Below are 12,990 nucleotides of genomic sequence, written 5' to 3'. Positions count from 1 at the left end.
AGTGTTTATATTTACATCAAAAATCTATTATTTGAAATCTCCAATCCATTGCATCTATCAATGTCAGCTGATTTACATGTACCGGAAGATCAGTGATAATTTTTAAAGTCTGAAGAGCTATCATACTGCCTATTATTCCTGGCAAAGCACCTAATACACCAAGGCTGTCGCAATCCGGCATCTCTTCATCAAAAGGCGGTTCAGGGAAAATATCCCTAAGATTTTTACTCCCGTGATGATTGAAAACTGCAATCTGTCCGGAAAATCCCAGAATACTGCCATAAACCAGCGTTTTTTTCAATGTTACACAGGTATCATTCACCAGATATCTTGTTGAAAAATTGTCTGAACCGTCAATAATAACATCGTACTGAGAAAGTATTTTTTCAGCATTATTTTCATTTATTTTTTCTTCGATTCCTTTAAATGCAACCTGATGATTAAGGTGTTCTACAAATGTTTCTGCACTCTTCACTTTGGATAATCCTACGCTGTTTTCAGTATGAATAATCTGTCTGTTCAGGTTATGAAGTTCCACCTCATCAAAATCTGCAACGCCTAAAGTTCCCACTCCTGCAGCAGCCAGATATTGTATAACAGGACTTCCCAATCCTCCTGCGCCAATAACGAGAACTTTGGAATCTATTATTCTCTTTTGTCCTTCCAACCCTATTTCTTCGATAAATATCTGCCGGCTGTACCGTGAAAAGTTATCTTCTTTCATAATTATAATTGAACCATTAAGATTCTTTAAGTTTGTAAGGAAAGTTAAGTTGAGCTTCGCTTCAAAAAAGATAGTGTCTTAAAAATCTTCGATTTTTCTTAAATAACCTTCACTTCTTCAAAATCCTTAATGGTTTAAAAATTTAAACTCCACTATATACAGAATCCCAGTCTTTCATTACAGGATCATAGCCTGCTTTTTTGATCATGATTTTAATCTCTTCCATACTTCGCTCATCACTGGTTTCAAACTGCTCCAGCGATTCTTTGTCTACAGCATAGCCTCCCGGATTTGTTTTTGAACCCGCACTCATGGCTGTTGCTCCCAGAGACACAATATGATTTCTGAAGACTTCATTTTCTCTGGTAGAAATAGAGATTTCCAGATCTTCATTCCAGATTCTGTAGGCACAAATAAGTTGAAGGAGATCTTTGTCTTCCATAATAAAATTCGGTTCAATAATTCCTTCAGCCGGTCTGAGCCTGGGAAAGGAAACAGAAAATTTACTTTTCCAATACTGCTTCTGAAGATAATCTATGTGTAATGCATTGAAAAAACTATCCACCCTCCAGTCTTCAAGTCCAAGAAGAACGCCCAGCCCAATTTTATGAATTCCTGCTCTTCCTATCCTATCCGGAGTCTCCAAACGGAAATGAAAGTTTGATTTTTTACCTTTCGGATGATATTCTCTGTAAACATCCTGATGATAGGTTTCCTGATACACCAAAACGGAATGCACGCCTTCTTCATGAAGCAGTTTGTATTCTTCTTCCATTAAGGGTTGTACTTCAATGGAAATATTGGAAAAATGAGGTTTCAACTTGCGGACAGCATTCTGAAAGTAAGGAACTCCTACTATTTTATTGGCTTCTCCGCTTACCAGCAATACGTGATTCACACCCATTGATTTCAGTACTGATGCTTCAATCATCAGTTCCGTATCGGAAAGAGTTTTCCTTTTCAATTGATTATCCAGACTGAATCCGCAATAGGTACAGATATTCTGACATTCATTGCTGAGGTACAGCGGTGCATACAGCTGAATGGTTTTTCCAAATCTTTTTTGGGTGAGCATCTGTGTCATTCTTGCCATCAGTTCCAGTTCCTGAGAAGCGGCTGGCGACAGGAGATTCAGAAAATCATCAAGCGTTTTATTCTTTTTTTGAAGACTGTATCTTACATCAGACAAGCTTACTTTTTCAAGCTTATTCTTTACCTCACCCCATTGGTAGTTTTCAAAAACATCTTTAAAGCTTTTCATGAGTCAGATTTATTCAAATAAAAACGAAGTGAGCGGACTTGAAGCTTCAGCATGGTTGGCAATGGCTCCCAGCCCTGATTCAAAAGCTCTTCTTCCGGCAATGACACCTTCCTTAAAAGCGACAGCCATATTCAATGGATTTCCTGCAACGGCAATGGCTGTATTCACCAAAACGGCATCTGCTCCCATTTCCATTGCTTTTGCAGCATCTGATGGTGCCCCGATTCCCGCATCTACTACTACAGGAACATTACTTTGACTGATGATGATTTCAAGAAAGTCTTGGGTTCTTAATCCTTTATTTGTTCCAATTGGTGCTCCCAAAGGCATAACGACTGCTGTTCCGGCATCTTCAAGACGTTTGCACAAAACAGGATCAGCGTGAATGTAAGGCATTACTACAAATCCCAGTTTAGCCAGTTCTTCAGTCGCATATAAGGTTTCAATAGGATCCGGTAGTAAGTATTTTGGATCCGGATGAATTTCCAGTTTTACCCAGTTTGTTTCCAGTGCTTCCCGGGCTAACTGTGCAGCTAACACTGCTTCTTTCGCTGTTCTCGCTCCTGAAGTATTAGGCAGAAGATGAACATGGGTTTCTCTTAATGAATCAAGCAGATTATCTTCATGGGACCGGGCATCAATTCTTTTCAAAGCCATAGTCACCATATCGGTTTCTGATGCGATGACAGACTGCACCATATCTGTGAGACTTCCAAACTTTCCTGTTCCTAAAAACAGTCTTGATTCAAAAATTCTTCCTGCTATTTCTAATTTCTGATTGTTCATATCATTACTTTGTTTAGTTCTTTAATAATGGTAGGCTGCTTGGTAATAAGCCCTGAAACGGAAACACCATAAATTCCGATTTCTTGTAATGGTAAAATATCTTCAAGGGTAACACTTCCGATGGCAAATATTTTGGGAATGTCTATTGATTTTTCTCTTAATCCGCTAATGATTTCCTGGTAACCTTCAAAACCAAGAACAGGACTCAGCTTTTCTTTAGTGGTGGTAAATCTCAAGGGTCCCAAACCAATATAATCACAGGATTCTTTGATTCTTTGAATGACATCTGAAAGCGTATTCGCTGTTCCTCCAATGATTTTATTTTCACCTAAAATCAGTCTTGCTTCTTCGATAGAGCTGTCATTTAATCCCAAATGCACACCATCAACATCTATTTCTTTTGCCAGCTGTACATGGTCATTGATGATACAAACTGCATGATATTCTGAACAAAGCTGTTTTGATATTTCACAGAGACTGATCAATTCATTTTCCGGAGCATTTTTCCATCGAACCTGAACCCATTGGATTCCATTGTCCAAGGCTTTTCGGATATGAAGCTCCTGTTCCTGTTTTGTATTTCCCTGTGATATGTATTGTAATTTTTCCATGTTTATAATGAATGCGTTCCCAGTAAAGAGGGATTGCTTTTTAAAAATTTTTCAATGTATGATTTCCCATTCCGGCAGGCCGTTTCCTTATTTTCACCTTTAGCGAGCTCAGCTGCGATGGCAGAAGATAAAACACAGCCGGAACCATGTTTAGGAAAATATGCTGTATTTTCTTCTCCCGGAAGTAAAAGAGTTTCTTTTTCATTTTCAACTAAAACATCCGTTCCTAAATGATCTTCTCTATGTCCGCCTTTAATCAGTAATGAACATTGATGGGTATCCGGTAAAAGATTATTTTCCTTTAAAACATTGTATTCGTTATAATTGGGAGTTATTAAACTGAGTTTATTAACCGTGTTCTTTAATTGAGGAAGTGTTTTAAGGTCAAAAAAAGTAAACTCGGAAGTACTTTTCAGAACAGGATCCCAAACAATTTTTACTTCAGGATTACTTTTTTGAATGGTTTCTACAATCTTACTTAGAAATTCTGCATCTTTTACAATTCCGATTTTCACTGCTGAAACCGGGTAATTCTCCATCAGTACCTGAATCGCTTCAGTGATTTCTTTTACAGGACGCCATTCCAGACTCAGGCATTGGGAAGCGGTTTGCAATGTCAATGCTGTACACACTCCCAGTCCCATCACTTTCAATTGTTCAAAAGTTTTACTGTCTGATAGCAAACCTGCTCCACCGCTAGGGTCGAAACCCGCAATACTTATGACATAAGGACGTTCCTGCATTCTTTGAATACTTTTAAAGGTTCTTCACTTTCCCAGATTGCTCCTAACAAAGCTGCTCCATCTACATTTGTATCGAAAACTTCGTGGATATTATTCTGGTCAATTCCACCAAGGGCAATCAATTTTACATCCGGATTGTTCCGTTGTGCTATTTCGTGCTTAATAGTAGAATCCAGTCCATAGCCCTTTTTGGATATACTGGGAAAGAACGGGCTTATGAAAGTGTAATCCCATTCTTTGTCCAAAGTATTGTATGTTGTAATATCGTGCACTGAAGTTGAAATGATATTTTCTTCTGCAAAAGGCTTGTATACTTCTTCCTTCCGATCAATCTCCCTGAAATGAAACCTTGAAATGTTATATTCTTTCCCCAAATCGAAATGAGTATGCAATACCAGCTGTGAATGAAAAACGTCATCAATTTGGCTGATAAACTCAGTCATTTCATCGCGAGTAATCCATGGTTTACGGATATGAAGCAGATCAAGACCTTCCTGAAACATTTGATTAATGGTATCTGTTTCGTTCGGGACAATCAATTCAGGAGTGATAACGAGAATCATATATAAATTTCTTTCCCTTTTTCAATAAACTCCTGAGATTTATCCAGCATTCCTTTTTCTGCAGACTCACGGATTTCCTGAGTAATTTTCATCGAGCAGAATTTTGGTCCGCACATAGAACAGAAATGGGCAATTTTTGCTCCTTCTGCCGGAAGTGTTTCATCGTGATAAGCTCTTGCCGTCTCTGGATCTAATGAAAGATTAAACTGATCTTCCCATCTGAATTCAAATCTGGCTTTACTTAATGCATTATCTCTGTACTGTGCTCCCGGATGACCTTTTGCTAAGTCTGCCGCATGGGCTGCCAGTTTATAAGTAATTACCCCAACTTTTACATCATCTTTATTCGGAAGACCTAAGTGTTCTTTCGGCGTTACATAACAAAGCATAGCACAGCCAAACCAACCGATCATCGCCGCCCCAATTCCTGAGGTAATGTGATCATAACCTGGAGCAATATCTGTAGTTAATGGGCCTAATGTATAAAATGGAGCTTCATGACATTCCTCCAGTTGTTTTTCCATATTTTCTTTGATCATATGCATCGGAACGTGGCCCGGGCCTTCGATCATTACCTGTACATTGTGCTTCCATGCAATTTTTGTCAGTTCCCCTAAAGTTTCCAGTTCTGCAAACTGAGCAGCATCGTTGGCATCTGCAATGGATCCTGGACGAAGACCGTCTCCCAGAGAGAAAGCTACATCATACTTCTTCATGATCTCGCAGATCTCCTCAAAATGAGTATATAAGAAGCTTTCTTTATGATGAAACAAACACCATTTCGCCATAATTGATCCTCCTCTGGAAACAATTCCGGTTACTCTTTTAGCGGTTAAATGGATGTATCTCAACAAAACACCAGCATGAATAGTGAAGTAAGAAACGCCCTGTTCTGCCTGTTCAATCAGGGTATCTCTGAAAATTTCCCATGTCAGGTCTTCCGGAACACCTTTTACTTTCTCCAATGCCTGATAAATAGGAACGGTACCAATTGGAACCGGACTGTTTCTGATGATCCACTCTCTTGTTTCGTGAATATTTTTTCCGGTTGAAAGATCCATAATCGTATCTCCTCCCCATCGGCAAGCCCAAACCGCTTTTTCTACTTCTTCTTCAATACTGGATGAAACGGCACTGTTTCCGATATTGGCATTGATTTTCACCAGAAAATTTCTTCCAATAATCATCGGTTCACTTTCAGGATGATTGATATTATTAGGAATGATTGCTCTTCCGGCAGCAATTTCGTCTCTTACAAACTCCGGAGTAATTTTACTTTTGGGAGTATTTGCTCCAAAGCTGTGTCCCGGATGTTGAAAAGCCATTTCTTTTGATACGGAATCAAGCTGTTCAATTCTTTGATTTTCCCTGATCGCTACGTATTCCATTTCCGGAGTAATGATTCCCTGTTTTGCATAATAAAGCTGGGTAACTTCTTTTCCTTCCTGCGCCACTTTAGGTTTATGGTCATAGGAAAACCTCAGTTCATCAAGACGTGGATCTGCTAAACGGGCTTTTCCGTATTCTGAGGTAATTCCTTCCAGAATATTTACGTCATTTCTATCCAGAATCCATTGTTCTCTGATTCTCGGAAGTCCTTTTTGAATGTCAATAACTGCATTTTCGTCAGTATAAGGTCCTGAAGTGTCGTAAATGGTTACCGGAGCATTATGTTCAAAGCCGCCATTGGTCAATTTGGTTGGGCTAAGCTGTATTTCACGCATTGCTACATTGATCGGATGTAATGTTCCTTCAACATAGATTTTCTTTGAGTTCGGAAATGGCGAACATGTAATGGAGTGAGCCATAAGTATTGGTATTAAATATGAGAATTAACCGCCTTGAGTGGCAGTAATGATTAAAACTGAATCGTTGTTGTTAAGGATGGTTTCCGCCCAGACTGACAGCGGAATAATGCGATTGTTTAGGGCTACAGCAATACCTTTCTTCTTTCCGGGTAGCTCAATAGCCAATAATGCTTCCAGGTTTTCAGGAAGTACATCAAATGTTTTTCGGGTGTGGTTGATTATAAGTTCCATTCCTAATAATTTAAAATATACTTTAGGAATGGCCATTATTGTACAATAGAATGTACAGCAAAAGTCATCTACTTTTCCCTACGCTGGTATGATCCAGATCAGGTTCAAAGGGTAAAGTCTCAGTCTGTTGGTAACAGACACCCCTAAAGTTGGGAACGAAGTTAGACATTTTTTTAGAATGAGCAAAATCTGAAATGATATGAAAGAAAAAAGACCATCTCAATTTTGAGACAGTCTTCACTTATATTTTAAATAGTTCTTTAGTAAAAAAGCTTCAAGCTTCCATCAGAATTATATTGATTAGTCCAATTTGATTGGCTCAGAAAAAATTCGGAACTATAAGGTTTATATTCTTTTGAAATCATTCTTTGAGGATTATTTTTTGATAATGAAAAGTAGAAATATTCTTCAAAAATACCCAAATTTTTAAATGGATTTTGTGCAGCATCAAAGTTATCAAAAGTAATTTCATTCGTAATGTAAGCATCCATATTATTATGCTTTTCAGTTTTAATAGCCTTTTCTAAATTTCCTGAATTATTATAAATAAATTTTTCTACGTAGGTCAAAATATAATCTTGAGGATCAGTCGGATCGTATGGAACATTAGGATATTCAGTTAAAATCTCAATTAATTTTCCTGAAGAATCATAAGTATAGGTCAAATACTTATCCATATATGAATTATTAACCTGTGGAATAACTACTTTAATAACTCTACCTTGATTATCAAATTCAAATTTCCTTTCATTCAATTGAACATTAAATGATGGATCTGAGCTATAACTTCCTACAACAGCTGTATTTCCTGAATAAGATATTTTAGTATAAATCAGATTTGTAAATCGGTCTGGAGCTCCCGAAGCTCCTGAGGACTTCAAAATTCCTCCATTTTTTTTATAAACTCTTCCCTGAGCATCATATTCGAACATATAATTTTGTTCCAATCCATTAAAGACAGGTGACAAAACAGGATAATTCCACGATATTTTACTTGTATTTTCGGTAATCGTCTGTTGTGAATGATCAACTGGCAATTCATCATTGTCTGAACAAGATACCATAACCAGCAATGTGGCTAATAAAAGTGATTTGAATTTCATGGTATAGTTTTATGATATGCTTATTCTTCACAAGCCCTCCAGATTGCATCATTCTGCGGAACAGGAGCTATGATCTCAATGTTTTCTTTGGTAACAGGATGAATAAATTCCAGTTTTCTTGCATGAAGATTAATTCCTCCATCCGGATTGGAGCGTGGTGCTCCATATTTCAGATCTCCTTTGATCGGAATTCCTGTTTTAGACAATTGCGCTCTGATCTGATGATGTCTTCCCGTTTCAAGGTCAATTTCAAGAAGAAGATAATTATCTAATGTTTTAATCACATGATACGTAAGAATGGCTTCTTTTGCTCCTTCAGTAACTTTAGGAAACACGATTGCTTTATTATTTTTTTCGTTTTTCTTTAAATAATGAACCAGTCTCTGGCTTTGCGGGATCATTTCTTTTCCTACAACTGCCCAATACGTTTTTTTCACTTCACGGTTTTTCACCATCTGCGTAAGACGGGAAAGCGCTTTGGAAGTTTTTGCATAGATCACCAGCCCTGAAGTTGGGCGGTCTATACGATGAACCAAGCCGAGAAAAACATTTCCCGGCTTAGCATCTCTTATTTTTATAAAGTTCTTGATGGATTCTAATAGTGATTCATCTCCGGTTTTGTCACCCTGTACAAGCTGACCTACCTTTTTATTAATCACCAGAAGATGGTTATCTTCATATATAATCTGCTCCTTCATTCTTTTTCAATCTATCTTCTTCTGTTAGATAATGACAGGATAATCCCTGCCAGAAGTCCTACTGTTTTAAGGGCTGAAAGCTTTGATCCTTCCGGTATAAAAGCACCCAATACACAAATAGCAGCTGCAGCATACATAGCATACACAAAGTTTTTATTCGTAAGCAACGGAGCCTGGATAAAGAAGCTGGCTCCTATCAGAACATAAAAAACTTTTCTTGAAAGCAAATGGTTGATTTCCGGGGAAAATAAATTAAACCATCCTACAGCAAGGCAAATCAATGCTGCGATAGATAATATTCCCTGGATAGATTGTTGTTGATTCTGCATGGATTAATAACTTTCGTTTTCGTTTGGAAACTCTACACTTTTCACATCTTTTACATACTGAGCAACAGCTCCTGTAATTTCCGTGTAAAGGTCAAGATATCTTCTTAAGAATTTCGGGCTGAATCCCTTGTTCATTCCTACCATATCATGGTATACCAAAACCTGTCCGTCACAATCTGCTCCGGCACCGATTCCGATAGTAGGAATAGAAATGCTTTCTGTAACTTTTTTCGCCAGTTCTGCAGGTATTTTTTCCAATACAACGGAAAAGCAGCCTAATTCTTCCAAAAGCTGAGCATCAGCAATTAGTTTTTCTGCTTCCGCCTCTTCTTTAGCTCTTACTTTATACGTTCCGAATTTATAGATGGACTGTGGCGTTAATCCCAAATGCCCCATTACCGGAATTCCGGCATTGATGATCTTTTTAATAGACTTGGAAATTTCCTTTCCGCCTTCAATTTTCACAGCATGTGCTCCACCTTCCTTCATCATTCTTACCGCAGATTCCAATGCTTTTTCAGGATTACTCTGATAAGTTCCGAAAGGTAAATCTGCTACCACCAAAGCTCTGTCGGTTCCTCTTACCACACTTTGGGCATGATAGATCATTTGATCCAGCGTAATAGGCAATGTAGTTTCAAAACCAGCCATTACATTCGCTGCAGAGTCTCCAATTAAAATAGCATCTACTCCACCTGCATCTACCATCTTTGCTGTGGTAAAATCATAGGCTGTAAGCATTGTTATTTTTTCCTTGTCGAATTTCATTTTACGCAAGGTTTCAGTCGTAACTTTTTTAATTTCAGAGTGAACAGACATAATTTATCTATTTTTAAAAGTTAAAAAGTCGGCCTTCAGCCGACTTAAGTTTTTGTATGATTTATAAAACTACGTGACCGAGTTTCATGAGTTTGTCGTGATTTAAGATCTTGATATTTCTTCCGTCCACTTCAATCAGGCTATCCTGTTTGAATTCTGAGATCAGACGGATGGCACTTTCTGTAGCAGTACCGATGATATTGGCAATTTCTTCCCTTGTTAATGAGATCTTGATAAAACCTTCAGGATCTACTCCCAGTTTCTGTTCCAGAAGCAGCAGAATTTCTGCCAGTCTTTCTCTTACCGTTTTCTGGGCAAGGAAGGTAATGGTATTGGACGATTCTCCTAATTCGTAAGAAATTTTTTGAAGCATTACGAAAGACAGCTGTGGGTCTACTTCCAAAAGATACATAAAGATATCAGCTGGTAAGAAAACACATTCAATATCTGTCATTGCTTCTGCTTTGGCCTGGAAATTTTCCCCGCAAAGCAAAGAACGATAGCCGATGATATCCCCTTCTTTGATAAATCTTAAAATTTGATCTTTCCCGAACGCTCCTGATTTTGAAAGTTTGGCAGCCCCTTTTTCCAGAACAAAAACTCCTTTGGGAGTTTCGCCATCCTCGAAGATGGTATCGTGTTTCTGAAAACTCAGTTTCTTTTTGCCATTAATGTATTTTTCAAAATCTGCGCTAGAAAGTCTTTCTTTAAATGATTTATCATTAAAAACTCTGGCGAACCTCTCTTCAATTGCTATCTGTTGTTCCTGCGGCATTTTATATGATATTTATCACAAAAATAGAACTTTTTAACACGATAAACAAAAAAATTTGTTATAATTTTGTAGTTCAATATTTTATGGGGTGAGCGAGAACTGTTTTCATTGTGGTCAAGGGATAGAAAAAGAGAGAATTTTATTTGATGAAAAGACTTTCTGTTGTAATGGATGTAAGTCTGTTTACGAAATTCTAAATTTAAATAATTTAAGCAATTTCTATGAGCTTAATAAAGGAGCGGGAATTCGTCCGAATGATGAAAATTCTACTCAATTTGACTATCTGGATACACCGGAAATCTTTGAAAAAGTTACTGATTTTTCTGAAGGAAACACCAGCCTTGTTACATTCAAAATCCCTGTAATCCATTGCTCTTCCTGTATCTGGCTATTGGAAAGTCTTCATACTTTAAATACCCACATCAAATATTCGCAGGTCAACTTTACAAGGAAGACCTTACAGATCTCATTCAACCATAACGATCTGAAATTAAGCGAACTTGCTAAATTTTTAACCAATCTGGGATATAAACCTGTTATCAGCCTCGAAACTGCCGATAAAAATGAAGATCATCTCGATAAATCTTTATTGGTAAAATTTGCTATTGCAGCCTTTGCTTTCGGTAACGGAATGTTCCTTGCCTTTCCAGAATATATCGGAGGGGAAGATTATTGGATGGAACATTATAAAGGTTTATTCAGAACTTTAATATTTCTACTGGCGACCCCTGTGGTATTCTATTCAGCTTCAGATTATTACAAATCTGCATGGTATGGTTTAAAAAATAAGATCGTCAACATTGATGTTCCGATTGTTTTAGGAATTTTTGTTCTCTACGGAAGAAGTATTTATGAAGTGGTAACAGATTATGGTCCAGGATATTTCGATACCCTTTGCGGACTTTTATTCTTTATGCTTCTCGGGAAAATTTTCCAGAAAAGAACGTACAACGCTCTTTCCTATGACAGAGATTACAAATCTTTCTATCCGATTGCCGTAACGAAAGTTGATTTCGAAGGGAAACAGGATAATATTTTACTGTCCGAAATAAAAGTGGGTGACAGAATTTTAGTTAGAAATCAGGAAATCATTCCTGTTGACGGAATTTTGATCAATGGAGAAGGAAATATTGACAACAGTTTTATTACCGGAGAAAGTGAAAGCATCAGCAAACAGCCCGGAGATAAAATTTTCGCGGGAGGAAAACAGATCGGATCTTCTTTAGAACTTGAAGTGATTAAAAATGTAGACCAAAGTTATTTAACCCAGCTTTGGAATAAAGAAGCATTTAAAAAACACGAAACAGGACTTGACACGTTAACAAATAACGTCAGTAAATATTTCACATTCATTATTTTAGGTATCGCTTTAGTTGCCGGAACGTATTGGTATTTTATTGATTTAAATAAAATGTTCCAGGTTATTTCAGCCATCCTGATCATTGCATGTCCTTGTGCTCTTGCATTGTCTGCACCGTTCACTTTCGGACACATTATGAGGATTTTAGGTCGAAATAAGTTTTATGTGAAAGATACTTTAACGATTGAAAAAATCGCAAAGCTCGACACCATTGTTTTTGACAAAACCGGAACGATTACCCACAGAAAGAAATCCAATATCAAATACGAGGGAGCTGAAATTAATGAATTTGATTCTCTGAATATTAAAACATTATTAAAGAACTCCAATCACCCGCTTTCAAAATCATTGTATGAATTCATTGAAGTAAATGATGATTATTTCCCGGTAGAGAATTTCGTTGAAATTTCCGGAAAAGGATATGAAGCCAGCGTAAGAGGAAATCTTTATAAAATTGGTTCTGCCCGTTATAATAACCAGGAGCCTAAAAATCTTGAAACAGCAGTTTATATCAGCAAAAACGGAGCATATTTAGGTAAGTTTATCTTTAAAAATGAGTACCGTCCGAAACTGAGAGAACTTTTCACAAAACTTACCCACTACAAAATATTTATTCTGAGCGGAGACAATTCCTCAGAAGAAAACCAGCTGAAAGAGCTTATCCCGAATTACAAAGGAATGGCCTTTAATCAAAGCCCGGAAGACAAACTGAATTATATCAAAAACCTTCAGGATCAGCATATGAAAGTAGCTATGCTTGGAGATGGTCTTAATGATGCAGGAGCTTTAAAACAAAGTAATGTAGGAATTGCTATTGCAGACGACACCAATAGTTTCACCCCATCTTCTGATGTCATTATGAACGGTGATAAAGTGGTGACTCTTGACAATTACCTGAACGTTTGTAAAGGCTCTATTACCATTGTGAAAATGACATTTATAATCAGTTTCCTATACAATATCGTTGGTTTAAGTTACGCTGTTACAGGGCATATGCATCCGCTTTTTGCTGCAATCATCATGCCAATCAGTTCGATCACGGTGGTTACCTTTACTACACTTTCAACCTGGATATTAGGTCGTAAACATTTCAAAAAACAGGCGTAAAAGCCCTTATTTAGACTGATTTTAAATTAGCTGAAATCGGCATTTCGTGATGAATGTCATTATTTTTCACTA

At 37.3% G+C, this 12,990-nt stretch carries 14 protein-coding genes and 1 riboswitch; of the genes, 1 reads left to right on the top strand and 13 read right to left on the bottom strand.

The genetic code is table 11. The features are described 5' to 3' along the window. Positions 1 to 16: 16 nt before the first annotated feature. The 13 genes from CQ022_RS20460 to CQ022_RS20400 form a co-directional block, all read right to left on the bottom strand. Positions 17 to 724: a HesA/MoeB/ThiF family protein gene (locus CQ022_RS20460; RefSeq protein ID WP_165791702.1), complete on the bottom strand. Its 708-nt coding sequence runs from the start codon at positions 722 to 724 to the stop codon at positions 17 to 19. A gap of 142 nt (positions 725 to 866) precedes the next feature. Next, the gene (gene thiH, locus CQ022_RS20455) at positions 867 to 1,985 is read right to left on the bottom strand and encodes a 2-iminoacetate synthase ThiH (protein WP_105684134.1); all 1,119 of its coding nucleotides are present in this window, start codon (positions 1,983 to 1,985) and stop codon (positions 867 to 869) included. 9 nt (positions 1,986 to 1,994) lie between these two features. Further along, complete coding sequence (locus CQ022_RS20450; RefSeq protein ID WP_105684133.1) at positions 1,995 to 2,771, bottom strand: thiazole synthase; 777 nt, start codon at positions 2,769 to 2,771, stop codon at positions 1,995 to 1,997. After that, positions 2,768 to 3,382 carry a thiamine phosphate synthase gene (locus tag CQ022_RS20445; RefSeq protein ID WP_105684132.1) on the bottom strand — a complete coding sequence of 205 codons (615 nt, stop codon included), beginning with the start codon at positions 3,380 to 3,382 and terminating at the stop codon, positions 2,768 to 2,770. Before CQ022_RS20445 ends, CQ022_RS20450 begins: the two co-directional genes overlap by 4 nt. A 2-nt stretch (positions 3,383 to 3,384) precedes the next feature. After that, positions 3,385 to 4,125 (bottom strand): hydroxymethylpyrimidine/phosphomethylpyrimidine kinase, encoded by a 741-nt coding sequence (locus CQ022_RS20440; protein WP_105684131.1) that lies wholly within the window; start codon positions 4,123 to 4,125, stop codon positions 3,385 to 3,387. Then, positions 4,101 to 4,688, bottom strand: coding sequence for a thiamine phosphate synthase (locus CQ022_RS20435; RefSeq protein WP_105684130.1), 588 nt, complete (start codon positions 4,686 to 4,688; stop codon positions 4,101 to 4,103). Before CQ022_RS20435 ends, CQ022_RS20440 begins: the two co-directional genes overlap by 25 nt. Next, positions 4,685 to 6,496 carry a phosphomethylpyrimidine synthase ThiC gene (thiC, locus tag CQ022_RS20430; protein WP_105684129.1) on the bottom strand — a complete coding sequence of 604 codons (1,812 nt, stop codon included), beginning with the start codon at positions 6,494 to 6,496 and terminating at the stop codon, positions 4,685 to 4,687. The genes CQ022_RS20435 and thiC overlap by 4 nt, the downstream gene beginning before the upstream one ends. Before the next feature lie 24 nt (positions 6,497 to 6,520). Beyond that, on the bottom strand, positions 6,521 to 6,727 hold the full coding sequence (gene thiS / locus CQ022_RS20425) for a sulfur carrier protein ThiS (protein ID WP_105684220.1): 207 nt from the start codon (positions 6,725 to 6,727) through the stop codon (positions 6,521 to 6,523). Positions 6,728 to 6,785: 58 nt separating this feature from the next. Next, positions 6,786 to 6,882, bottom strand: a riboswitch (TPP riboswitch). A gap of 105 nt (positions 6,883 to 6,987) precedes the next feature. Continuing rightward, entirely contained in the window at positions 6,988 to 7,830 is an 843-nt protein-coding gene (locus CQ022_RS20420) for a hypothetical protein (RefSeq protein ID WP_105684128.1), read from the bottom strand. 20 nt (positions 7,831 to 7,850) lie between these two features. Further along, positions 7,851 to 8,528, bottom strand: a complete 678-nt coding sequence (locus tag CQ022_RS20415; RefSeq protein ID WP_105684127.1) for an RluA family pseudouridine synthase — start codon at positions 8,526 to 8,528, stop codon at positions 7,851 to 7,853. Positions 8,529 to 8,539: 11 nt separating this feature from the next. Then, positions 8,540 to 8,857, bottom strand: coding sequence for a hypothetical protein (locus CQ022_RS20410; RefSeq protein WP_105684126.1), 318 nt, complete (start codon positions 8,855 to 8,857; stop codon positions 8,540 to 8,542). Positions 8,858 to 8,860: 3 nt separating this feature from the next. After that, on the bottom strand, positions 8,861 to 9,676 hold the full coding sequence (panB, locus tag CQ022_RS20405; RefSeq protein WP_103232094.1) for a 3-methyl-2-oxobutanoate hydroxymethyltransferase: 816 nt from the start codon (positions 9,674 to 9,676) through the stop codon (positions 8,861 to 8,863). 61 nt (positions 9,677 to 9,737) lie between these two features. Then, positions 9,738 to 10,451 carry a Crp/Fnr family transcriptional regulator gene (locus CQ022_RS20400; protein WP_034692595.1) on the bottom strand — a complete coding sequence of 238 codons (714 nt, stop codon included), beginning with the start codon at positions 10,449 to 10,451 and terminating at the stop codon, positions 9,738 to 9,740. Between the two features lie 88 nt (positions 10,452 to 10,539). Between CQ022_RS20400 and CQ022_RS20395 the strand changes: the two genes are divergently transcribed. Beyond that, positions 10,540 to 12,918, top strand: a complete 2,379-nt coding sequence (locus tag CQ022_RS20395) for a heavy metal translocating P-type ATPase (RefSeq protein WP_105684125.1) — start codon at positions 10,540 to 10,542, stop codon at positions 12,916 to 12,918. Positions 12,919 to 12,990 lie beyond the last annotated feature (72 nt).

The sequence above is a fragment of the Chryseobacterium culicis genome (genome assembly GCF_002979755.1).
GTDB lineage: Bacteria > Bacteroidota > Bacteroidia > Flavobacteriales > Weeksellaceae > Chryseobacterium > Chryseobacterium culicis_A.
The sequence above is the reverse complement of the archived record's forward strand: the minus strand, read 5'-3'. Positions and strand labels throughout refer to the sequence as shown.

Excerpts from the sequence above, each read along its gene's own strand:
- CQ022_RS20460 (WP_165791702.1), bottom strand. The coding sequence starts at position 724 with ATGAAAGAAGATAACTTTTCACGGTACAGCCGGCAGATATTTATCGAA.
- thiH (WP_105684134.1), bottom strand. The coding sequence starts at position 1,985 with ATGAAAAGCTTTAAAGATGTTTTTGAAAACTACCAATGGGGTGAGGTA.
- CQ022_RS20450 (WP_105684133.1), bottom strand. The coding sequence starts at position 2,771 with ATGAACAATCAGAAATTAGAAATAGCAGGAAGAATTTTTGAATCAAGA.
- CQ022_RS20445 (WP_105684132.1), bottom strand. The coding sequence starts at position 3,382 with ATGGAAAAATTACAATACATATCACAGGGAAATACAAAACAGGAACAG.
- CQ022_RS20440 (WP_105684131.1), bottom strand. The coding sequence starts at position 4,125 with ATGCAGGAACGTCCTTATGTCATAAGTATTGCGGGTTTCGACCCTAGC.
- CQ022_RS20435 (WP_105684130.1), bottom strand. The coding sequence starts at position 4,688 with ATGATTCTCGTTATCACTCCTGAATTGATTGTCCCGAACGAAACAGAT.
- thiC (WP_105684129.1), bottom strand. The coding sequence starts at position 6,496 with ATGGCTCACTCCATTACATGTTCGCCATTTCCGAACTCAAAGAAAATC.
- thiS (WP_105684220.1), bottom strand. The coding sequence starts at position 6,727 with ATGGAACTTATAATCAACCACACCCGAAAAACATTTGATGTACTTCCT.
- CQ022_RS20420 (WP_105684128.1), bottom strand. The coding sequence starts at position 7,830 with ATGAAATTCAAATCACTTTTATTAGCCACATTGCTGGTTATGGTATCT.
- CQ022_RS20415 (WP_105684127.1), bottom strand. The coding sequence starts at position 8,528 with ATGAAGGAGCAGATTATATATGAAGATAACCATCTTCTGGTGATTAAT.
- CQ022_RS20410 (WP_105684126.1), bottom strand. The coding sequence starts at position 8,857 with ATGCAGAATCAACAACAATCTATCCAGGGAATATTATCTATCGCAGCA.
- panB (WP_103232094.1), bottom strand. The coding sequence starts at position 9,676 with ATGTCTGTTCACTCTGAAATTAAAAAAGTTACGACTGAAACCTTGCGT.
- CQ022_RS20400 (WP_034692595.1), bottom strand. The coding sequence starts at position 10,451 with ATGCCGCAGGAACAACAGATAGCAATTGAAGAGAGGTTCGCCAGAGTT.